The sequence below is a fragment of the Kribbella catacumbae DSM 19601 genome (assembly GCF_000372465.1).
GTDB classification, from domain to species: Bacteria; Actinomycetota; Actinomycetes; order Propionibacteriales; family Kribbellaceae; genus Kribbella; species Kribbella catacumbae.
This window is the reverse complement of record NZ_AQUZ01000024.1, coordinates 1-21,116: the sequence shown is the minus strand read 5'-3', so window position 1 is coordinate 21,116 and position 21,116 is coordinate 1. Positions and strand designations below refer to the sequence as shown.

The 21,116-nt window shown below is 67.6% G+C and carries 20 protein-coding genes and 2 tRNA genes; 6 read left to right on the top strand and 16 right to left on the bottom strand.

Annotation, left to right across the window (positions count from 1 at the left end; all coding sequences use genetic code 11):
- Window positions 1-5: 5 nt before the first annotated feature.
- From corA to leuC, 3 genes are all read right to left on the bottom strand, one after another.
- Complete coding sequence (gene corA / locus A3ES_RS0123710; protein WP_020389332.1) at window positions 6-1,172, bottom strand: magnesium/cobalt transporter CorA; 1,167 nt, start codon at window positions 1,170-1,172, stop codon at window positions 6-8.
- Between the two features lie 254 nt (window positions 1,173-1,426).
- Window positions 1,427-2,026 carry a 3-isopropylmalate dehydratase small subunit gene (gene leuD / locus A3ES_RS0123705; RefSeq protein ID WP_020389331.1) on the bottom strand — a complete coding sequence of 200 codons (600 nt, stop codon included), beginning with the start codon at window positions 2,024-2,026 and terminating at the stop codon, window positions 1,427-1,429.
- 13 nt (window positions 2,027-2,039) lie between these two features.
- Window positions 2,040-3,470: a 3-isopropylmalate dehydratase large subunit gene (leuC, locus tag A3ES_RS0123700; RefSeq protein ID WP_026163138.1), complete on the bottom strand. Its 1,431-nt coding sequence runs from the start codon at window positions 3,468-3,470 to the stop codon at window positions 2,040-2,042.
- A gap of 141 nt (window positions 3,471-3,611) precedes the next feature.
- Here leuC and A3ES_RS0123695 point away from each other — a divergent pair, with 141 nt between their 5' ends.
- Window positions 3,612-4,331, top strand: a complete 720-nt coding sequence (locus A3ES_RS0123695; protein WP_012922430.1) for an IclR family transcriptional regulator — start codon at window positions 3,612-3,614, stop codon at window positions 4,329-4,331.
- 513 nt (window positions 4,332-4,844) lie between these two features.
- On the opposite strand, the gene A3ES_RS0123690 is transcribed toward A3ES_RS0123695, so the two are convergent.
- From A3ES_RS0123690 to A3ES_RS0123670, 5 genes are all read right to left on the bottom strand, one after another.
- Window positions 4,845-4,920: transfer RNA gene (locus A3ES_RS0123690), tRNA-Glu, on the bottom strand.
- A gap of 81 nt (window positions 4,921-5,001) precedes the next feature.
- Window positions 5,002-5,073 (bottom strand) — tRNA-Gln (locus A3ES_RS0123685).
- A gap of 116 nt (window positions 5,074-5,189) precedes the next feature.
- A complete protein-coding gene (locus tag A3ES_RS0123680) occupies window positions 5,190-6,122 on the bottom strand; it encodes a CPBP family intramembrane glutamic endopeptidase (protein WP_237745036.1) in 933 nt (310 codons plus the stop codon).
- A 29-nt stretch (window positions 6,123-6,151) separates the two neighbouring features.
- A complete protein-coding gene (gltX, locus tag A3ES_RS0123675; protein ID WP_020389328.1) occupies window positions 6,152-7,690 on the bottom strand; it encodes a glutamate--tRNA ligase in 1,539 nt (512 codons plus the stop codon).
- Entirely contained in the window at window positions 7,683-8,471 is a 789-nt protein-coding gene (locus A3ES_RS0123670; protein WP_020389327.1) for a fumarylacetoacetate hydrolase family protein, read from the bottom strand. The genes gltX and A3ES_RS0123670 overlap by 8 nt, the downstream gene beginning before the upstream one ends.
- A gap of 69 nt (window positions 8,472-8,540) precedes the next feature.
- Between A3ES_RS0123670 and A3ES_RS0123665 the strand changes: the two genes are divergently transcribed.
- From A3ES_RS0123665 to A3ES_RS0123650, 4 genes are all read left to right on the top strand, one after another.
- Window positions 8,541-9,032 (top strand): GNAT family N-acetyltransferase, encoded by a 492-nt coding sequence (locus tag A3ES_RS0123665; protein WP_020389326.1) that lies wholly within the window; start codon window positions 8,541-8,543, stop codon window positions 9,030-9,032.
- On the top strand, window positions 9,029-9,886 hold the full coding sequence (locus A3ES_RS0123660; RefSeq protein ID WP_020389325.1) for a hypothetical protein: 858 nt from the start codon (window positions 9,029-9,031) through the stop codon (window positions 9,884-9,886). Before A3ES_RS0123665 ends, A3ES_RS0123660 begins: the two co-directional genes overlap by 4 nt.
- Before the next feature lie 173 nt (window positions 9,887-10,059).
- Complete coding sequence (locus A3ES_RS0123655; RefSeq protein ID WP_040455345.1) at window positions 10,060-11,331, top strand: Fic family protein; 1,272 nt, start codon at window positions 10,060-10,062, stop codon at window positions 11,329-11,331.
- 86 nt (window positions 11,332-11,417) lie between these two features.
- Window positions 11,418-11,999: a DinB family protein gene (locus tag A3ES_RS0123650; protein ID WP_020389323.1), complete on the top strand. Its 582-nt coding sequence runs from the start codon at window positions 11,418-11,420 to the stop codon at window positions 11,997-11,999.
- A gap of 33 nt (window positions 12,000-12,032) precedes the next feature.
- Here A3ES_RS0123650 and A3ES_RS0123645 read toward each other — a convergent pair whose 3' ends face one another.
- The 8 genes from A3ES_RS0123645 to A3ES_RS0123610 are packed head-to-tail and all read right to left on the bottom strand — an operon-like array spanning window position 12,033 to window position 19,892.
- On the bottom strand, window positions 12,033-12,860 hold the full coding sequence (locus A3ES_RS0123645) for a hypothetical protein (protein ID WP_020389322.1): 828 nt from the start codon (window positions 12,858-12,860) through the stop codon (window positions 12,033-12,035).
- Window positions 12,860-13,816 carry an acetamidase/formamidase family protein gene (locus A3ES_RS48185; RefSeq protein WP_020389321.1) on the bottom strand — a complete coding sequence of 319 codons (957 nt, stop codon included), beginning with the start codon at window positions 13,814-13,816 and terminating at the stop codon, window positions 12,860-12,862. The genes A3ES_RS0123645 and A3ES_RS48185 overlap by 1 nt, the downstream gene beginning before the upstream one ends.
- Window positions 13,809-14,639 carry a nitrilase-related carbon-nitrogen hydrolase gene (locus A3ES_RS48180; RefSeq protein WP_040455356.1) on the bottom strand — a complete coding sequence of 277 codons (831 nt, stop codon included), beginning with the start codon at window positions 14,637-14,639 and terminating at the stop codon, window positions 13,809-13,811. Before A3ES_RS48180 ends, A3ES_RS48185 begins: the two co-directional genes overlap by 8 nt.
- Window positions 14,640-14,653: 14 nt before the next feature.
- Window positions 14,654-15,466, bottom strand: coding sequence for an ABC transporter ATP-binding protein (locus A3ES_RS48175; protein ID WP_020389319.1), 813 nt, complete (start codon window positions 15,464-15,466; stop codon window positions 14,654-14,656).
- Window positions 15,463-16,416, bottom strand: coding sequence for an ABC transporter ATP-binding protein (locus A3ES_RS48170; RefSeq protein ID WP_020389318.1), 954 nt, complete (start codon window positions 16,414-16,416; stop codon window positions 15,463-15,465). The genes A3ES_RS48175 and A3ES_RS48170 overlap by 4 nt, the downstream gene beginning before the upstream one ends.
- Window positions 16,413-17,273 (bottom strand): ABC transporter permease, encoded by an 861-nt coding sequence (locus A3ES_RS48165; RefSeq protein WP_020389317.1) that lies wholly within the window; start codon window positions 17,271-17,273, stop codon window positions 16,413-16,415. Before A3ES_RS48165 ends, A3ES_RS48170 begins: the two co-directional genes overlap by 4 nt.
- Complete coding sequence (locus A3ES_RS0123615) at window positions 17,270-18,232, bottom strand: ABC transporter permease (RefSeq protein WP_020389316.1); 963 nt, start codon at window positions 18,230-18,232, stop codon at window positions 17,270-17,272. Before A3ES_RS0123615 ends, A3ES_RS48165 begins: the two co-directional genes overlap by 4 nt.
- Window positions 18,233-18,239: 7 nt before the next feature.
- Window positions 18,240-19,892, bottom strand: a complete 1,653-nt coding sequence (locus A3ES_RS0123610) for an ABC transporter substrate-binding protein (protein WP_169501797.1) — start codon at window positions 19,890-19,892, stop codon at window positions 18,240-18,242.
- A gap of 136 nt (window positions 19,893-20,028) precedes the next feature.
- On the opposite strand from A3ES_RS0123610, the gene A3ES_RS54215 reads away from it, so the two are divergent.
- On the top strand, window positions 20,029-20,700 hold the full coding sequence (locus A3ES_RS54215; protein WP_169501796.1) for a GntR family transcriptional regulator: 672 nt from the start codon (window positions 20,029-20,031) through the stop codon (window positions 20,698-20,700).
- Window positions 20,701-21,116 lie beyond the last annotated feature (416 nt).

Genomic DNA, 21,116 nt, shown 5'->3' with positions numbered 1-21,116 from the left:
GGGGACTAAAGCCAGCTGCGGCGCTTGAAGATCTGGTGCAGACCAACACACACCGCGGCCATCAACCCGACCGCGAACGGATACCCGAACTGCCAGTGCAGCTCCGGCATCGAGTCGAAGTTCATCCCGTACACGGTGCCGATCAGCGTCGGCGCGAACAGGATCGCCGCCCACGCGGAGATCCGCTTCACCTCTTCGTTCTGATGGTTGCTGGCGACCGTGAGGCTCTTCATCTCCTCGTTCTGCTGCTGGGCGACCAGCGTCGCGTTCACCGTCAGGATGTCGCGCAGCAGTTCGCGGAAAGCGTCCACCCGCTCGACCACCTGGGTCACGTGGTCGGCGACGTCGCGCAGCGATCGCTGCAGTTCCTCGTCGACGCCGTACTTGTCGAAGCCGGCCCGCAACGAGTCGAGCATGCCGACCAGCGGCCGGGTCGCGCGCTGGAACTCGATCACCTCACGGGACAACTCGTAGATGCGCCGCGACACCTTCGGGTCGCCCCGGAACACCTCGGTCTCGATCTCGTCGATGTCGTTCTCCAGACCCGCGACGACGGGCGCGTAGCCGTCGACGACCTTGTCCATGATCGCGTAGAGAACAGCCTCGGTACCGCGCCGCAGCAACTCGGGATCGCGTTCCACCCGGCGCCGTACCGCGGCCAGGTTCGGCGCCTCGGCATGCCGGACCGTCACCACGAAGTCCGGGCCGACGAACAGGTGCACCTCGCCGAACTCGACCTCCTCGGTCGCGTCCCGGTAGCGAGCAGCCTTCAGTACTACGAACAACGTGTCGCCGTAGCGCTCGAGCTTCGGCCGCTGATGGGCCTGGATGGCGTCCTCGATCGCCAGCTCGTGCAGGTCGAACTCCTGCGCCAGCGAGTTCAGTTCGCGCCGGTCCGGCCGGTACAGGCCGATCCAGGCAAGGCTTTTCGGCGACTCGTGCAGCACCTGATAGGTGTCGGCCAGCGACTCGGGCGACGCGACCCGCGCGCCGTCGCAGTAGATCGCGCTGTCGACGACGCTGTGCCCCTTGGGCTTGGGGCCGATGGGGAGGGCCGGCTGCTGCTCGGCGGGAATGGGCTCGGCGAGCGTACCGGCGTACCGGCGGGCGGCGGCGCGCAGGGATGGGGTGCGGCTGAACGCACGGAGCGTGCGCAGGCGAAGGTCGGACATGACAAGTCCTCCAGGTGCGAGGTGTGGGATCAACGGGCGACTAATCGCCCGGCCCCGCGCCGCAGGTCACCCCGGCGCGCGAGCGCACGCCAGGATGACCTGACCTAGAAGGAGTTCAGCGCCTCAAGGCCGAGCGAGATCCGTAGGTCTGGAGGGTTCGCTGCTCATGGCGCCCCACCTCCAGGATCTCGTGGCCTTGTACTGACAACTTCGCAAGGATAACACCGCTGTTATCGGGATAACTGTGCGATGCGTTACGCCTTGGCCGGCAGGGTGGCCGGCTTGAAGGCCGGCCGGGTCGCCTCGTACGCGGTGATGTCGGCCTCGTGGGACAAGGTGATGCCGACGTCGTCGAGGCCGTTCAGCAGCCGGTAGCGGGTGTAGTCGTCGATCTCGAACGGCGCCGAGATGTCGCCGGCCGACAGCGTCTTGTGCTCCAGGTCGACCGTGACCTTGGTACCCGGGTCGTTCTCGATCGTGGCCCACAACTTCTCGACGACGTCCTGCTCGACGAGCGCGGCCAGCAGTCCGGCCTTGCCCGAGTTGCCCCGGAAGATGTCGCCGAACCGCGACGACACGACGACCCGGAAGCCGTAGTCCATCAGCGCCCAGACGGCGTGCTCACGCGACGAGCCGGTACCGAAGTCCGGCCCGGCGACGAGCACCGAGACGCCCTCGTACTCGGGCTGGTTCAGGACGAAGGCGGGATCGTTGCGCCAGGCAGCGAACAGGCCGTCCTCGAAGCCGGTCCGGGTGACCCGCTTGAGGTAGACCGCCGGGATGATCTGGTCGGTGTCGACGTTGCTGCGGCGCAGCGGAGCCGCGGTGCCGATGTGCTGGGTGAAGGCGTCCATGATTCCTTTGTCCTCAGACGTTCTCGGGTACGACGACATCCAGCGGCTCTAGATCCGCCGGCGCGGCCAGAGTGCCGGTGACTGCGGTCGCGGCGGCGACGAGCGGCGACACCAGATGCGTGCGCCCACCCTTGCCCTGCCGGCCTTCGAAGTTGCGGTTCGACGTGGAGGCGCTGCGCTCGCCCGGAGCCAGCTGGTCCGGGTTCATGCCCAGGCACATCGAGCATCCCGCGCCACGCCACTCAGCCCCGGCATCCTTGAAGATCTGGTCCAAACCTTCGGACTCGGCCTGCAGCAGGACCCGGCCCGATCCCGGTACGACGAGCATCCGGGTGCCCTCGGCAACCTTCCGCCCGGCCAGTACTCCGGCCGCGGCGCGCAGGTCCTCGATCCGGCCGTTGGTGCAGGACCCGAGGAAGACCGTGTCCACCTTCACCTCACGCAGCGGCGTACCGGCGGTGAGGCCCATGTACTCCAGTGCGCGCTCGGCGGCGATCTTGTCGTTCGGGTTGTCGAAGTCGTCCGGCGACGGCACGTTCGCAGACAGCGGGACGCCCTGGCCCGGGTTGGTCCCCCAGGTGACGAACGGGGCGACGTCCTCGGCGCGCAGTACGACCTCGCGGTCGAAGGTGGCGTCGTCGTCGGTGGCCAGGCTCTTCCAGTACTCGACCGCGGCTTCCCAGTCGACGCCCTGCGGCGCGTGCGGCTTGTCCTTCAGGTACGCGAACGTCGTCTCGTCCGGCGCGATCATGCCGGCCTTGGCGCCCCACTCGATCGACATGTTGCAGATCGTCATCCGGGCTTCCATCGACAGCGCGCGGATCGCCTCACCGCGGTACTCGACGATGTAACCCTGCCCGCCGCCGGTGCCGACTTGCGCGATCAGCGAGAGCACCAGGTCCTTGGCCGAGACGCCGTCGGGCAGTACGCCGTCGACGGTGACCGCCATCGTCTTTGGCCGCGCCTGCATCAGCGTCTGGGTGGCGAGCACGTGCTCGACCTCGCTGGTCCCGATGCCGAAGGCGATCGCGCCGAACGCGCCATGAGTAGATGTGTGGCTGTCACCACAGACCACCGTCATCCCGGGCTGGGTCAGGCCGAGCTGCGGGCCGATCACGTGCACGACGCCCTGGTCGGGGTCGCCGAGGGTGTGGATCCGGACGCCGAACTCCGCGGCGTTCTTGCGCAGGGTCTCCACCTGCGTCCGCGAGGTCAGGTCGGCGATCGGCTTGTCGACGTCGAGAGTCGGGACGTTGTGGTCCTCGGTGGCGATCGTCAGATCCGGGCGGCGGACCTTCCGGCCGGCCAGCCGGAGACCGTCGAAGGCCTGCGGGCTGGTCACCTCGTGCACCAGGTGAAGATCGATGTAGAGGAGGTCGGGCTCACCGTCGGCATGGCGCACCACATGCGCATCCCAGACCTTTTCCGACAACGTCCTAGACATCACACTTCTCCTTCTTGATACATTTCCCGGCCCCACCACCCCAGTCAGGGGTTGTGGCGAGCTGTTCTATCGCTCACAGTGCTCCGTAAGAGGCTGCTCAAGCGACTTGCGTTCCACGATTCGAGACGGCAATATCGTCTCATGGACAACTCTAGCGGAGTCGGCGTTCTCGACAAAGCAGCTCTCGTTCTGTCCGCACTCGAGTCCGGACCGGCGACCCTGGCCGGACTCGTGGCGGCGACAGGGCTGGCCCGGCCGACGGCTCACCGGCTCGCCGTCGCGCTCGAGCACCACCGGCTGGTCGGGCGCGACATGCAGGGACGCTTCGTGCTCGGGCCGCGACTGAGCGAGTTGGCCTCCGCGGCCGGCGAGGACCGGCTGCTCGCGACGGCCGGCCCGGTACTGGCGCGCCTGCGCGACATCACGGGTGAGTCGGCCCAGCTGTTCCGGCGCCAGGGTGAGTACCGCGTCTGCGTCGCGGCCGCCGAGCGCCCGTCCGGTCTGCGCGACACCGTTCCCGTGGGCAGTCAGCTGACCATGGCGGCCGGGTCGGCAGCCCAAATACTGCTTGCCTGGGAGGACCCGGAGCGGATGCACCGCGGCCTCCACAACGCCACCTTCAACGCCGCGGCCCTGGCCGGCGTACGGCGTCGCGGCTGGGCGCACTCCGTCGGCGAACGCGAGCAAGGCGTCGCGTCCGTGTCGGCCCCGGTCCGCTCCCCTTCCGGCAAGGTGATCGCCGCGGTCTCCGTCTCCGGCCCGATCGAGCGCCTCTCCCGCCAGCCCGGCCGCATGCACGCCCCCGCCGTCATGGCCGCCGCCGAACGCCTCTCAGAAGCCCTCCGCCGAGCTTCCGAGTAGCACTCCCCCGGTACTACGAACAGCCCGTCGCTCCCCGCGGCGGGCTGTTCTGTGTCGCCTCCACCACGCGACCTTGAGCACCCGCCAGCCACCCCAACGCCACCCAGGCGACTGGCCGGTGCCCAAGGTCGCGCACACCACCACGACATACGCCACCCTGAGCACCCACCAGCCACCCCCACCGCACCCAAGCGACTACCCCGTGCCCAAGGTCGCGCGCACACAGCAGCGCCGCGGCGCGTGGCACCACAGCGCGCACCACCTCGACGCATTGCACCTTGAGCACCCGCCAGCCGCGCCAACGCCACCCAAGCGACTGGCCCATGCCCAAAGTCGCGCGCACCACCGCAAGGCGCGGCACCTTGAGCACCCATCAGTCACGCCGACGCCACCCAGGCGACTGGCCGGTGCCCAAAGTCGCGCAACTGCCGTGTGGGTGGGTGGGCATGCACGAAGTGGAATGGGGGCGCAACAACAAGCGCCCCTCACCTAGAAGGTGAGAGGCGCTTTCTCTGGTAGCCCCGACGGGATTCGAACCCGCGCTACCGCCTTGAGAGGGCGGCGTGCTAGGCCGCTACACAACGGGGCCAGAGGGTTGTTGCTCGGTCCTTGCGGGCCGGGCAACGAGGTTGAACTCTACCGATTTTCACCGGTGCGGTCCAATCGCTCGCTGGGGTACTAGGACTCGAACCTAGACTAACTGAACCAGAATCAGACGGGCTGCCAATTACCCCATACCCCAAGGCATTTCACTGCGATTGTGAGTTCGTTTCCTCCCTCACAACCTGGCCCGCTGAGCCTACCCGAGCATGGCGCCAGACACCAAAACGAGGTCCCCGTACGCCCTTGTCACTCGCGTCACACCAGCCTCTTGCCAGGTCCGGATCCCAGCGCCGGATGCGAAGCCAACGGCAGGTCGCACCGTGTCGCCAGCCCTTGCTTGCGGGCCAGCAGCAACGCGATCGCTCCGAAGGCGGCGAACTTCACCACGTCGACCGCAACCAGCGACCACGGCGCGTCAGTCGCCCCGAGGCTGTCGCCCACGGTGTCGGTCAGAGCCGCATAGACAAACGTGATCACGTTGTTGGCCGCATGCGCCGCGATCGACGCCTCCAGCCCGCCGGTCCGGATGACGAGCAGCCCCGCCACCAACCCGAACGCGAACCGGTCCAGGAACAACGCCGGGCTCTCCCACGGCCAGATCCCGTGCGCCATCGTGAACAGCACCGTCGTCACCAGTACTGCGATCAGCGAGCTGCGCACCAACGCCCCGACCGCCTGCAACAGATAGCCGCGGAAGAAGTACTCCTCCCCCGCCGCCTGGAACGTCGAGGTCAGCAACGTCACCGCGATCACAGCGGCCGCATCCGAGGCCACACCATCAGGCCCGTCACCCAGTACGTCGACGCCGCCGAGCTGGATGACCCCCAGCATCACCAGCTCGAGCAGTACTGCGGCTGCCCCGAACACCGCGAGCGGTCGCCAGCGCAGCGTGCCGATCACCGACGACAGCAACCCCGGCGTCTGCCGGTTCAGCTTCGCCGCGACCACCATCGTCAACGGGATCAGCACGATCAGCGAGAGGTTCGTCGCCAGCAGCCCGAACCACGACACCGTGCCCTTGGGGTCCGTGCGGATCGACTGCTGGATCGTCAGGATCACCAGGCTGGCGACGAACCATCCGACCAGGACGGTGAGCGCCCCGAGGAACACGTAGCCGCGCGGGGTGATGTCGTTGCGCAGCAGCCGGTGGTACGGCTGCGGGCCGGCGTCCCGGGGGTCGACTGCCACCCCGGGACCCGGCGTACCGGCGTACGGCATCAGTCTGCCGGAAGTGCCGCGCGGGCCTGCTCGATGCGGTGCAGCGAACGCTCCCGCCCGATCAGTTCCAGCGACTCGAACAGCGGCGGCGAGATCCGGCGACCGGAGATGGCCACCCGGACCGGACCGAATGCGTTCTTCGGCTTCAGCCCGAGTCCCTCGATCAGCGACGCGCGCAGCGCCTGCTCGATCGTCTCGGTCTTCCACTCGCCGACCTCGGTCAGCGCCTTGGTCGTCGCCTCCAGTACTGCGCCGGCGTCACCGGTCAGCACCTTGGCGGCGGAGTCCGGGTCGATCGAGAAGGCCTCGTCCGGCACGAACAGGAAGCTGAGCATCTCGACCGACTCCGACAGCGTGTTCATCCGCTCCTGCACCAGCGGTACCGCGGCGCTGAGCAACTCCAACTGCTCCGCCGACGGCTCGGCCGGCAGTACGCCGGCCTTGGCGAGGAACGGCACCACACGGCGCGTGTACTCCGCGGGGTCCAGCAGGCGCATGTGGGAGGCGTTGATCGCCTCGCACTTCTTCGGGTCGAAGCGGGCCGCGTTCGCGTTCACCTTGCGGATGTCGAACGCCTTGATCATCTCGTCCATGGTGAAGACGTCGCGGTCGTCTGCGATCGACCAGCCGAGCAGGGCGAGATAGTTCAGCAGGCCCTCGGGGAGGAAGCCGCGCTCCATGTACTCACCCAGGCCCGCGCCCGGGTCGCGCTTGGACAGCTTCTTGTTGCCCTCACCCATCACGAACGGCAGATGCCCGAACCGCGGCGTCCGGCCGGAGCCGATCCCGATCTCGGCCAGCGCCTCATAGAGCGCGATCTGCCGGGGCGTCGAGGGCAGCAGGTCCTCGCCACGCAGTACGTGGGTAATCTCCATCAACGCGTCGTCCACCGGGTTCACCAGCGGGTAGAGCGGGTAGCCGTTCGCCCGGACCAGGACGTAGTCGCCCAGGTTCTCCGGCAGGAAGGTGATCTCGCCACGGACGAGGTCGTCGAAGGTGATCGGCCGGTCCGGCATGCGCAACCGGACCACCGGGCGACGCCCTTCGTCGAGGTAGGCCTGCACCTGCTCGGGCGACAAGCTGCGGCAGTGGCCGTCGTAGCCGCTGTGCTGGCCGGCAGAGCGAGCTGCCTCGCGACGCTGGTCCAGCTCCTCCTGCGAGCAGTAGCAGTGGTACGCCTTGCCCGCGGCAAGCAGCTTCGCCACGACGTCGGCGTAGGTGTCCATCCGCTCGGACTGCAGGTACGGGCCGTACTCGCCGCCGACCTCAGGGCCCTCGTCCCAGTTCAGGCCGAGCCAGCGCAGCGAGTCCAGCGTGTACTGCAAGGCCTCCGGGGTGTTGCGGGACCTGTCGGTGTCCTCGATCCGGAGTACCAGCTTGCCGCCGTAGTGACGGGCGAAGGCCCAGTTGAACAGCGCGCTGCGGATGTTGCCGACGGTCAGCAGACCGGTCGGCGACGGTGGGAAGCGCACTCGCACCTGGCTCGGCGCCAAGCCACCGAGAACGTCGTCGTCGGTCGGGGCGGGCTTGTCAGTCACGCACGATCACCTTGTTCGTCAGAGTTCCGAGTCCTTCGATGCTGATCGCGACCTCGTCGCCGGGCAGCATCGGGCCGACACCCGCGGGGGTGCCGGTGAGCACCACGTCGCCGGGAAGCAACGTGGTGAACGAGGTGATGTAGGCCAGCACCTCGGGAATGTCGAAGATGAACTGCGAGGTCCGGCCGTCCTGCTTCGGCTCGCCGTTCAGGGTTGTCGTCACGCGGACGTCGGACACGTCCAGCTCGGTGGTGATCCACGGGCCGAGCGGGCAGAACGTGTCGTACCCCTTCGCCCGGGCCCACTGGCCGTCGCTCTTCTGCAGGTCCCGCGCGGTCACGTCGTTGGCGACCGTGTAGCCGAAGATCACCTCGTTGACGCGTTCCTTGGGCAGATCGCGGCAGATCCGGCCGATCACGATCGCCAGCTCACCCTCGAAGTGCAGGTTGTTGGTCTGCTCGGGGTAGACGATGCCGTCCCGCGGGCCGATCACCGAGGTGTTCGGCTTGAAGAAGATCATCGGCTCCGTCGGCACCTCGTTGCCCAGCTCCTCGGCGTGCGCGCGGTAGTTGCGCCCGACGCAGACCACCTTGCTGCGTGGGATCACCGGGGCCAGCAACCGGACGTCAGCCAGTTGCAGCTGCTCGCCGGTGAACTGGACGGGCCGGTAGAGCGGGTCCGAGTCGAGCACTGCGACGGTACCGACGAGCCCCTCGGGGTCATCGGTCTCGACGACGCCGTACTTCGGTTCGTCGTCGACGGAGAATCTGGCGATGCGCACGTCAGGCCTTCAGGGGAGTGTTGGATGAACGGCCCCGAGCCTACCGCCGTGCCGGGGTGAGACAGTTACATGGTGACGACTGACATCCGGCTGGCGCTGCCCACGGAGTACGACGAGGTGGGCGAGCTGACCGTCGAGGCCTACGCCGCGGACGACTTCATCCCCGAGGGCTCCGACTACGGACTGACCCTTGGCAATGCAGCAGACCGCGCTGCCAAGGCGGAACTGTGGGTCGCCGCCGACGGCACGGAACTGCTCGGCACAGTCACTTTCTGTATGCCCGGCTCGGTCTACGGTGAGCTCGGCGGCGACGGCGAAGGCGAGTTCCGCATGCTCGCCGTCTCCGCCAAGGCCCGCGGCCTCGGCACCGGTACTGCGCTGTCCCAGCACTGCATCGACCGCAGCCGTGAACTGGGCTTCCACCGAGTGGTCCTGTCCAGCGCCAGCTACATGGCCACAGCCCACCGCCTGTACGAGCGGCTGGGCTTCACCCGTCTTCCCGAACGCGACTGGTCTCCCCGCCCCGGTGTCGACCTGTTCGCCTTCTCCCTGGACCTGTGAGCGTCTGCCTCGAGCCCGACGAGTGGGAGCCGTTGCGGGCGGCCCACGTAGTACGGGTGGACGAACTGCTCGCGGGTCACCTGGAGCGGCGCCGGCGTGGGGAGAAGCATCCGGTCGAGGACTTCCTCTTCACCTACTACCCGACCCGCCCGAAACAGCTCCGCGTCTGGCACCCGGGACCCGGCATCAGTCTGCGCGGCGCAACGCAGTACGGGGGAAAACGCGGCTACCTGTACTCCGAAGACGCGGCGCGGCTGGACCCGGCCGAGGTCTCGCGGCGCTCGGACTCGATCACCTGGATCGCTCAGTTGCTATCGGCAACCGCTGGTAGGCAACCTCAATTCGGCTGCTTCGGTCTGCATGAATGGGCGATGGTCTACCAGACTCCTGAGCTCCGCCACGACGCCTGGCCGCTACGGCTCGGCGCGGAGGCGACCGACCGGGTGGTCGAGTCCCACAAGGTCGCCTGCTCCCACTTCGACGCCTTCCGCTTCTTCACCGGTGCGGCCCGTCCGCTGAACGTCTTGCAACCGACCCGCGAATCCCAGCCCCTGCTGGAACAGGGCGGTTGTCTGCACGCCAACATGGACCTCTACAAGTGGGCGACGAAACTGATGCCCTTCGCACCTAGTTCGTTGCTCCTGGACTGCTTCGAACTGGCCCGCGACATCCGCACGCTCGACATGCGCGCCTCGCCGTACGACCTCGCTTTGCTGGGCTACGAACCGGTCCCAATCGAGACACCGGCCGGCAAGGCACAGTACGCCGCCGCTCAGCGCACCTTCGCCGACCGCGCTCGCCCTCTCCGCCTGCAACTCGTCAACCTCTGCGACCAACTGCTTCACGGCGTATAACCCGAACACAACCTTCATCTGACAAGCCCTCAATTCCGGCCTGGACCACTATCGCCAACGTAGCCCCGCCGGGGTCCAGCCTGGCAAGCCTGCATGTCCGCCGAAGAGGACCGGGGAACCAAAGATCTAAGCGACCTCTTGTTCAAGATTGTTGGATAAGCTTGAATAAGAAGATGGCGCGGGTTGAGTTGCATCGGTGGCCGGGGCACCCTGACGGGTTCACCCGGGCTGAGCGGCTGGGTGGGTCTTATGAGCTGTACTTCCCGGACCCGCTTGCTGGGCGCGATTTTGATCTCAGTGATGAGGTGCTCGCTGCGTTGGAGGATGCGGCTGGGGATCTGGCGCGGCTGGATGCGACTGCTGCCGTACTGACTAATAGCGAGGCGTTGGCTCGGTTGTTGTTGCGGGCTGAGGCTGTGGGGTCGTCGCAGATCGAGGGGCTGGTGGTGGGGGCTCGGCGGTTGCTGAAAGCTGAGGCGTTGCGGGATAGCGCTCGGCATCATGACGTGACCGCCGAGGAGGTGCTCGGGGCGGTTGATGCGATGGTCTGGGTGACCGAGTCGGTACAGGCCGGGGAGAAGCTTGAGGTCGAGCATCTGCTGGAGGCGCATCGGCGATTGATGGCGCACTCGCCGAATCCGGAGTTCGGGGGCGAGGTGCGGTATCTGCAGAACTGGATCGGTGGGCGCTCCCCCGCCGAGGCGTACTACGTGCCGCCGCCGGCGCAGGTTGTTCCCGAGTTGCTCGAAGATCTGATGGCCTTCGTGCGGGAGTCACGACTGCCGGTGCTGGCGAAGGCCGGGATCGCGCACGCGCAGTTCGAGACGATCCATCCATTTGCCGATGGCAACGGCCGCACCGGGCGCGCACTGATTCACCTGGTACTGCGGGCCGAAGGCATCGTCGAGCGAAGCGTCCCGCCGGTGTCGCTGTCCCTTGCCACCCACGCGACGCAGTACGTCGAGGCGCTCACCGCCTTCCGGCATGTCGGCAAGGCGACGAGTGCTCGCGCACGTGCTGCGGCGAACGAATGGCTGCTCATGTTCGCGACGGCGTGCAGCCACGCGACGGCCGAGGCTGCCCGGTTCGAACGCACCGCGGCAGACCTCAAGCTCGCCTGGCGCGAGCGGGCCGCGCCGGTGCGCGCCGGATCGGCAGTCGACCTCCTGATCGAGACACTGCCGGCGGCGCCGGTACTCACGCTCGCGGCGGCCGCCGAGCTCATCGGCAGGTCACAGCAGGCCGCCAACCAGGCCCTCACCCGCCTGACCGAGGCTGCCGTCCTCCGCGAACTCACCGATGGCCGGCGCAACCGCGTCTATGAAGCCCCTGAACTGATCGATGCCTTCACCCTTCTCGAACGCCGCTTCGCCAGCCCGGCGGCCGACACCCAGATCGAGCCGCCTAGCAGACCCGTTCCGTCGACACCACGACCAACACGCTGACCCGGTTGACTTTCCTCGCTTCCTCGATGAACAATTCGAACATACGTTCGAGAGCTGGACCAAATCGGGAAGTGTGAGGATCTGTGATGCCGGAGCCGTTCGACTGGGAGATCTTGCAGCGGCCATCTGCGATGGCGATGGTGCGCGGCCAGCTCGGCTTCAGCTGGATGGTGTTGTCGGGGCGCCTGGCGGCGCTGACGGACGAGGAGTACTTCTGGCGACCGAGCAGCGAGGCACTGACCGTCGTCCGGCGGCAGTACGCGGGGCGCTTCAGATCGCTCGGCTCAGGTGAGTGGGTGGCGCAGTGGCCGGACGAGCCCGATCACCGCGGGCCACGGACGATCGCGTGGCTGATCGCGCATCTGACCGAGACGTTCTTCGAGCGCTGGGAGTGGACCTTCGGGGCGAGCCGGCAAGGACGGGCCGACATCACGCTGCACGGCAACGCCCAGGACGCGGTCGCGTGGCTGGCGCACTGGGTGGACGCATGGCGCGACTCGATCGCCGAGCTCGACGAGGAGGAGGCGATGACCGTCGGCCGCAGCCAGGCCACGGAGCTCGACGCCGCCGAACCTTTCGGCCACGTGATCCTCCGCCTCAACCGCGAACTCATCCACCACGGCTCCGAGATCATGACCCTCCAGGACCTCCACGCCCTGGCCGCCTGAGTTGGTACGGCGGCCCCAACCCGGCAAGCCCTCTCAGCCACCCAGCTGACGGGCGCGATGGAGGACGGCCGTGAAGAAGGCCTGGACGTCGGGGAACACGGCTGGGGCATGGTGGCGGGCGGCCGGGACGATGTCGTGGGTGACGGTGACGCCGTGATCTTCGAGGCAGACCCGGAGTGCGTCGATCCGCTGGGTCCGGGGAACGCCTGCATCGTTGACGCCCTGGATCCAGGCGGGATGCGCGGAATCGGCGGCGATCGCGTCGGTGCAGGTGTCGTCCGCTCCAATCACCAACTGCACGGGGATCGCCCGCAGCGCCGCCGGGTCGACCTTCCGTCCGAAGACTTCATCCGTGTCCGCGATCCCGGCGGGCCAAGGCAGTCCGTCATCGAGCAGCGTGACCGCTCCAGGCGCACCGATCGATGCCGCGAGCAACCTATCGGGATGGAGATAGAGGAAGCGGTGGGCGAAATGACCGCCGCCCGAGAAACCGAACAGGAGGAACCTGCCCGTCTCGACGCGGTAGACCGCCGCCACCTCGTCGACCATCGCCAGCAGCAACTCGTCGTACCGCAGGTCGCCGTCCTCGATGTACTTGTACCCGTCCAGATCGCCGGGCGACGGGATTCCGGCGGGGAACAGCGGTGCGAGGATGATGCAGTCGTTGTCCTCGGCGAAGCCACTGAACGCGTCGCGATAGAGCTGGACGTCTCGCTCGGTCCCGTGAACCACGACGGCGAGCGAGTAGACCTGATCCGGCTGCTGCTCGTAGTCCTCCGGCACGTACAGGCAGTACGAGAACCTCTGGTCGTACTGCGACGCGCGCAGTGGCGTGCAGCCGATGTCATAGCAGGACAGCATCAGGAAGGCTCCAGCATGTGCGGCAGTGCGTAGCGCGGGATCGCGGTGTGGACGGAGGACCAGCCACCGTGGACACACTGGTTCACGGTGACCTCCGCAACCGCCCCGAGCAGGTGGTGAGCCTCGGCGGGAAAGTAGCCGCAGTCGTCAATGAGCCGCCGGCGGAGTTCGCCCATCGCGGCCCGGAGGTTGTCCCCGATCTCGACGCCATGTGCGCAGCCTACGGTGCCGATGCGATCGGGTTCGTCGAGGTAGGGACCGGCCATCCGCCGGCCCGCGCCCGGCAGCAGCTCGACCGTCACGGTGACGTCTGCGTTGGTCTCCAGCGCGGTACCAGTGATCTCGGCGTCGCCCATCAGGGCATGGACATCACCCAACGAGAGCAGACCGCCGTCGACCTCGACAGGCAGGACGAGCGTGCTGCCGACCCGTAACGCCTGGCAGTCCATGTTGCCACCGCAGCGTGGATGCGACAGCAACGAGGGGAATCCGTCCCCGGCCGGGGCGACCCCGAGCGAGCCGACCATCGCGCGCACCGGGAGCGGCAGGTCGCCACGCGACGTGGGGAACCACACCGTTTCACCGGCGATCGGGCAGATCCGCGTGTCGCCGTACGGCGCACCGAGCCCGGCGTCCGCGTGGATCAGCGTCACCGCGTACGGCGCGACCGGGCCGAGCTGGATCTCCTGGATCGTGACGGCCAAGGCATCGCCGGGTACCGCGCCACGGATCGCGATCGGCCCCGCCACCGGGTTGAACGCGCCGATCAGCTCCAGCAGTTCGCTCTCGTGTGCGAAGCGCTGATCAGGAGACTCGACCCGGTTGGAGAAACAGTCGAGGGTTTCGAACACCAGCGTGGCGCCGCTGTCCACCTCCAGGACTGGCGCCACCCTGGCCCCGAAGGCGAACTCATGGAGAACTCTCGGTACGCGGACCGCAGTACCGGCCTCAGCCACCAGCCACCACCCGTAGTACCTCCCGGTCGTAGACGGCCGGAACCACCTCGCCGGGGGCGTTCAATGCGGCGCGCGACCGGGCGAGCACGGCCGGATCCAGGTCGACCATGACCAGGTCCGTACCGTCGTCGAGGTCGGCGAGCACTCGGCCCCACGGATCGACCGCCAGTGATCGCCCATGGGTCGCGAACCCGTCGTCACTCATGCCTTCCTGCGCCGGAGCCAGGACGTAGCAGAGGTTCTCGATCGCCCGCGCACGCAGCAGCGGCTCCCAGTGGACCGCACCCGTGACGGCAGAGAAGTTGGACGGCACGCACAGCACGTCGGCGCCGGCCCGCGCCAGAGCTCGATACAGCTCGGGAAAGCGCAGGTCGTAGCAGATCGAGAGGGCGAAGGAGATTCCCCGATAGGTCACCATCACCAACTGGTCGCCAGGTGTCGTGTAGGTACCCTCGTCCTCGCTGACGTCCGTGGTCTCGAGCCGGAACAGGTGCACCTTGTGGTACTCCGCGACGATCCGGCCGGACGGATCGATGAAGACCGACGCGTTGTGCGGTCGAGCTGGATCGTCGGTGGCCAGCCAGAGCCCTCCGACCAGCACCGCCAGACCGTGTCTCGCGGCCGCTGCACTCAGGCGAGTGAGGGTCGGTCCGGACCGTTCCTCCACCAACTCCGGCGCCGGCTCGCCCCGATAGGCGCATGCTTCCGGCAGGAGGACCAGCTCAGCGCTGCCCTCAGACGCCCGCGTGATGATCGCCTCGATCCGGTCGAGGTTCACCCCGCGATCGGGGCCGGAGGACAGCTGGGACAGGGCGACTCGCATCGAGGTCCGCTCCTTCATGCCGAGATGGCGCGATCGAGGTCAGGCGTGGCGGCAAGCAGCGCCCGGGTGTACTCGTGGGCGGGGTCACCAGTCACCTGTGCGGCTGGGCCCTGCTCGACGATCCGACCTGCCTGCATCACCGCGATGTGGTCCGCGACATGCACCGCTGTAGCGAGGTCGTGGGTAATCAGCAGAACGCCGAGCTCCCTGCTCTCACGGAGCTCGTGAAGGAGTTTGAGAACGCCGGCGCGGATGGAAACGTCCAGCATCGAGACTGGTTCGTCAGCGATCAGGTAGTCCGGTTCCAGTACGAGGCTGCCGGCGATCGCCACCCGCTGGCGCTGCCCGCCGGACAGCTCGAACGGTCGACGGTCGAGGAAAGACTCCACCGGTGTGAGCCCGACGGCGACCAGGGCAGCGTTCACCCGGGCTTCGCGGGCCGCCTTCGGTACCCCGTGGATCGCGAGTCCCTCGGCCACGATGTCCTTGACACGCTGCCGGGGGCTGAGCGACTCGTACGGGTCCTGGAAGATCATCTGGACCCGTTGGCGGAAGGTCTTCAGCTCGCCGCCCCGCAAGGTGGTCAGGTCGATATCGTCCGCCGTTACCCGGCCACTGGTCAGCTCCTGCATACCGGCAAGGCACCGGGCCAGCGTGCTCTTCCCGGACCCGGACTCGCCGACCAGCGCGACCACCTCTCCCTTGTTCAGCGTGAGCCGCACCCCGTCGACCGCAGGACGCGCAGAACCGGGTCGTCGCAGGAGTACGTCGGCGAAGGGGCGTCGTGCCCGGTATCGGACGACGACGTTGTCGACTGTCAGGCTCATGCGACCACCTCGGTCAGATGGCAGGCACACGATCGGCCCGCGCCGAGATCCAGCAGCGGAGGAGCTGTGGTCTCGCAACTCTCGACGGCGTCGGTGCAGCGTGGCTGGAAAGGGCAACCAGACAGGACCTGGTCCAGCCTGGGTGGCACGCCGGGAATCGACGACAACGGCCGCAGACCGGCCAGGTCGGGAGTGGCGTCCACCAGGCGGCGGGTGTACGGATGGGCCGGGCGCTGCACGATGTCCGCACATGCTGCAGTCTCCACGATCGAGCCGGCGTACATCACTGCCGCCCGTTCGCACAGGTGCGGCACCAGGGCCAGATCGTGCGTCACCATCACCACGGCAAGGCCGAGCGTGTCGCTCAGCTCCCTGAGCAGCGTGACGATCTGGTCCTGCACGATGACATCGAGGGCCGTGGTCGGCTCGTCGGCCAGCAGGACTCGCGGCTCGCAGGCCAGGGCCAGTGCGATGACTGCTCGCTGCCGCTGGCCGCCGGACAGTTCGTGCGGATACCGCGCGGCGAAGTCTGCAGGCAGGCCGACGAGTTCCAGCAGTTCCCGGGTACGACTCCGGCCGTCCCGGCGGCTGCCACCGTGGATCCGCACCGCCTCGACGATCTGGGCGCCCACCCGACGGACCGGGTTGAGCGCGTTCATCGCGCCCTGGAAGACCATCGCGATGTCCGTCCAGCGATGCGGGCGCATCGACGATTCGCCACCGGCCAAGATGTCCCTGCCGTCCAGGAGGACCTGGCCCGACACGACCGCGCCGGCCGGCAGCAGGCCCATCATGGCGAGCATGGTCGTGGTCTTGCCGCAGCCCGACTCTCCGACCAGAGCGACCCGTTCGCCCGGCGCCAGGTCGAAGCTGACCGAACGCACCGCCCGGACCTCGCCGGCGGGCGCGTCGAACCCGACCTCGAGATCACGCACACTGAGCAGACTCATGAGCCACGCACCTCGAAGTACCGGCGAGCCAGGTGGGCGACCCGGAGCCGTGGGTTGAGGGTGTCCTCGAGCGACTGGGACACCCAGTAGCAGCACATCACGACCAGCGAGACGGCGATCCCTGGTGGCGCGAAAGCCCACCAGGCGCCCTGCGACATCGCCGTGCGCTGGAAGGCGAAGCGGATCATGGTCCCCCAGGTGACAGTGGACGGATCGCCCAGGCCGAGGAAGGTCAGAGCGGTCTCGGTGAAGATCGCGAGCGCGATAGTGAGTGCCGCCATCGCGCTCAGCAGGGGAGCGAGCTGCGGCACCAGGTGGCGACCGATGATCCGGAGGTGGCTAGCGCCGAGCCCGCGGATGCGGCGGATGTACGGGCGGTTCTTGAGCGAGGCGGTCTCGGCGCGGACGACCCGGGCCGTCGACGTCCACAGCAGTAGCGAAATGACCAGCACCAGCTGGCCGATGCTGGTTCCCCAGACGGCTGCCATGACGATGCCCAGCGGCAGCGCCGGGATCACGATGGCGTAGTCGGTGATCCGCATCAGCAACCCGTCGATCCAACCGCCGAAGTAGCCGGCGACCACGCCGATGCAGCCACCGACGAGGACGGCGACGACGGCCGCCGCGGCCCCGATGAACAGCGTCGGCCGAGTGCCGTAGAGCAGAAGGCTCAAGACGTCGTGGCCGCCGTCGTCCAGGCCAAGCAGGTGCGAGCCGCTGGGCCGGCCGAACACCTGCCCGACCTGCGCCGCTGGATCGTACGGCGCCAGCCACCCGGCGCTGAGCGCGATGAGTACGAGCAACCCCAGCACGCCGAGGCCGGCCGCGGCGCGCGGGTTCGAGCGGATGCTGGTCATTGCGCCACCCTCGGGTCGAGCCGCACGGACAGCAGGTCGGCGAGCAGGTTCAAGGTGACCACCGAGATCGTCAGCACGAGGAACACCCCCTGCAGCATCGGGTAGTCCCGTTGCACCACCGACTCGTACATGGCCCGGCCGGCACCCGGCCAGGAGAAGACGGTCTCGACCAGGATCGAACCGCCGATCAGCCCACCCAACGAGAGCGCGACCAGGGTGGTGATGGGCAGCATCGCGTTCGGCAGCACGTGTTTCGTCAACGTCCGCACCGGACCGGCGCCGAGCGCCCGCGCGGTCAGGACGTGGTCGTCACCGAGTGTCTCGAGCATGGACGAGCGCACCACGAGGGTGTACTGGCCGAACACGATCAGCGCGATCGTGACGACCGGGAGCACCATGTGCCTGACCAGGTCAGCTGTCCGGGCGGCCCAGGTCGGGTCGATCAGGAACTCGTCGTGCATGCCCTGCGTGGGCAGCTGGTTCCCGAGCAGCAGGATGAGCAGCAACCCGAGGAAGTGCGTCGGCACCGAGTAGAACGCGATCGCCGTGCTCGTGCTCAGCCGGTCGACCCAGCCACCCCGGAACCAGGCCGCGAGTGTGCCCGTGACCAGGCCGAGCAGCAAGGCCAGGACGAGTCCGGCGGCGACCAGCGGCAATGTGTTGCCAAAGGCAACCATGAGGCGGTCGCCGACCGGCTCCTGAGTAGTGAACGAGACGCCCAGGTCGCCGTGCAGCAGCCGGCCTAGGTAGATCCAATACTGCTCCCACAGCGGCTGGTCGAGACCGAACTGCCGGCGCAGCGCCGCGCTCAGTTCCGGCGAGCCGCCCGGGACACGGGACAGGTTCGACACCGCGTCGCCGGGCAGCACCCGGAAGAGCAGGAAGTTCAGCGTCACCACGACGTAGATGGTCACCATGGTCGCCAGCAGGCGCCTGATCAGATGGCCGGTGCGTGACATCCGGACCTCAGGACCCTGTCGTTGTCGCCGACAGCAGCCCCTGGCGGGACTGCGAGTCGAGGATGCCGAGCGGGGACTGACCGAAACCGGTCCACCGCGTGGAGTGCCCTTCGACCACGTCGTCGTAGTGGGTGACGATGTACGGCCGGGCGTCGTAGATCATCTTCTGCATCTGCCAGACGATCGCCTGCCGCGCCTTGTCGTCGACCGCGGCGGCCTGCTGGTCGTACAGCTTGTCGTACTCCTCGTCGCAGTAGCCCGTGTCGTTCCAGCTGCCCCACTGCGCACACGTCATCCCGTTGAGCAGGAAGTCCGGGTCGCGCTGGGCGATCCAGCCCCATTGGGACAAGGTGAACTGCTCGTACTTCTTGCCCGGACCGGTCAGCTGGTCGAAGGCGGTGGCGTTGTCGGCCGGCTTTGGTTTGAGCTGCACTCCGATCTTCTTGAAGTCCTCGGTGACGATCTGCAACGCGCGCTCGCCCTCGCCGCCCTCGACATCGGGGATGATCACCTCGTACGACATCGGCTTCCCGCCGGCGACCCGGATCCCGTCCGGGCCAGGGCGATATCCGGCCTCGTCGAGGAGCTTGGCCGCCTTGGCGGGATCGAAGGTGATCGGCTTCACGGCCGGGTTGTACCAGTCGCCGGTGACGGGCGGCACGATCGAGCTGCCGGGCGTGGCGTACCCGAGATAGGCGACATCGATGATCTTCTTCCGGTCCACCGCGAGCTCGAACGCCTCGCGGACTCCTGCGTTCCGCAGCTCAGGATGGGCCTTCTGGTGCGGGCTCTGGTTGATGATCAGGTCGTGGAACCGGAATCCCGGCTGCCGCGAGACCGTGAAGCCGGCTTGTTCGACCGGCTTGGCCGCGGTGATCGGCAGCGGTGCGGCATAGTCGATCTGGTTGTTCTTCAGCGCGTTCACCATCGCGTCGGGGCTGGTGAAGAACTGCAGGCCGAACCCGCTCAGCTTCGGCTTCTCGCCGTACCAGTTGGGGTTCGCCTCCATCAGCGCGATCTGGTCCTTGGTGTACTTACCGAGCCGATACGGTCCACCGGCGACAAGCGGGGCGGGGTTCGGTGTCTGCTTGAGCTGCATCCCGTCACCGGTCGCGTACTTCTCCCAGACGTGTGCCGGAAGCACCGGCATCTTCAGCAGCCGGCCCAGGACGTTGGCGGTTGGCTTCTGGTAGGTGACGACCACCTGGTTCGCTGTTGGTGCCGTCGCGCTCTTCACGTTCTTCACCGAGGACGCCTCGGAGGCGGTCGCGCCCTCGCGGAACTTCACGATCGTGTTGATGGTGAACGCCACATCGGCGGCGGTGAGCGGCTTGCCGTCGGACCACTTGGCGCCCGGGCGCAGGTCGAACGTCCAGTTCAGCTTGTCGCCGCTGGTGGTCCATTTCGTCGCCAGATCACCCTCGAAGGCACCTGAACCGGTGTACTGGACGAGGAACGGGTAGTTGTACCGGAAGATCATCGCGCAGGTCGTCCCGGTGGACGCGAACGGGTTGATCGAGTTGCACGTAAAGGTGGTGCCGACACGCAGCACCGAGCCCGAATTGCCCTTATTTTGGGAGCTTGCGCCCGAGCTTCCGCCACATCCAGCGGTCAGCAGGCCAACCAGCGCCAGTGCGGTGAGCGTTGTCCGAGGTTTCACCGTCTCGCCTTCCTTCTCCGTCCCGAGGTGGGATCCGCAGTATATCGGTTGCTTGCCTGCTGACAAGAGGTTGATTCCCTGTGGCATATGCGGCGCGGAGATCGCACGGCAGCGAGGTTTCCGATATATTTCAGGCGTGCCTCTGCCTCGAGTGAAGCCCAGCCACCGCCACACCAGCGCCCAGCAGTACGCGTACGAAGAGGTGCGCCGCTGGATCCTCAACGGGGTACTGGAACCCGACGAGGTGGTGCGCGACGTCGAGATCGCCGAACTGCTGGGCGTCAGCCGTACACCTGTGCGGGAGGCGCTGATCCGGCTGGGCCAGGAGGGTCTGGTGGAGGCGAGCGCGAGCAGGATGACCCGAGTCGCCGGACTCCCGCTCGACCGCGCACCTCATCTGTTCCAGGTCGGCGCCAGCCTCGATGCGCTGGCCGCCGAGCTCGCGGCCCCGCAGATGACCGAGGCCGATCTGCAGTTGATGCGGAGCCTGCTCGACTCGCTGAGCCAGACCTCTTCACCCGAACGGCTGAGCGCGCTCGACGAGGAGTTCCACCTGGTTTACTACCGCCGGGCCGGGAATCCGGTACTCATCGAGCTCCTCGAGTCGATCGACGAGCAGCTCCGGCGGATCGAACGTCATATCTGGGGACATGTCCGTATCCAGGAGGAAGCCCACGAAGAGCATCGTGGTCTGTTGGAGGCGCTGACTGCGAGAGACCCGGCCGCCGCCGGCGAGGCGGCACGGGTCAACTGGCTCCGCTCATGGCAGCGCGGCGAAGAGGTCTTCAAGACGTCAGTTCCCAGCTGAGGAAAGCACTGGGTCGGAGCCGTTCCGCCGGTCTCGACGCCCGCCGCGAACTAAAGGTCCCCCGAATCCGAGTCCTCGAACACGCCGACCAGCCACGCCGCACGCCGTACGCCTGGCCACTAGCGCCTAGGAGCCTGCTGAACAAGGGAGGTTTGGGGGCGGGAAGCGCGGGAGGGGCCTGTGTGTGCGGTGGTGGGTCGGTTCGCTGGGGTCGGTAGCGTGGTTGTTCTTCGCGCGGATGCGGTGATGGGGCGTGTGAGCGGCGCTTGGGGGCTGTGGACAGGTCCCGGGGGGTGCTGGTCAGGCTAGGTTCCAGCTTTCGCCGTGGCGGGTGAGGCCGAGGTTGAGCAGGCGGCGCAGGTTCAGCCCGGCCATCCGGGTGTGGAGCCACTGGTCGTTCTTGGTGACGCCTCGGT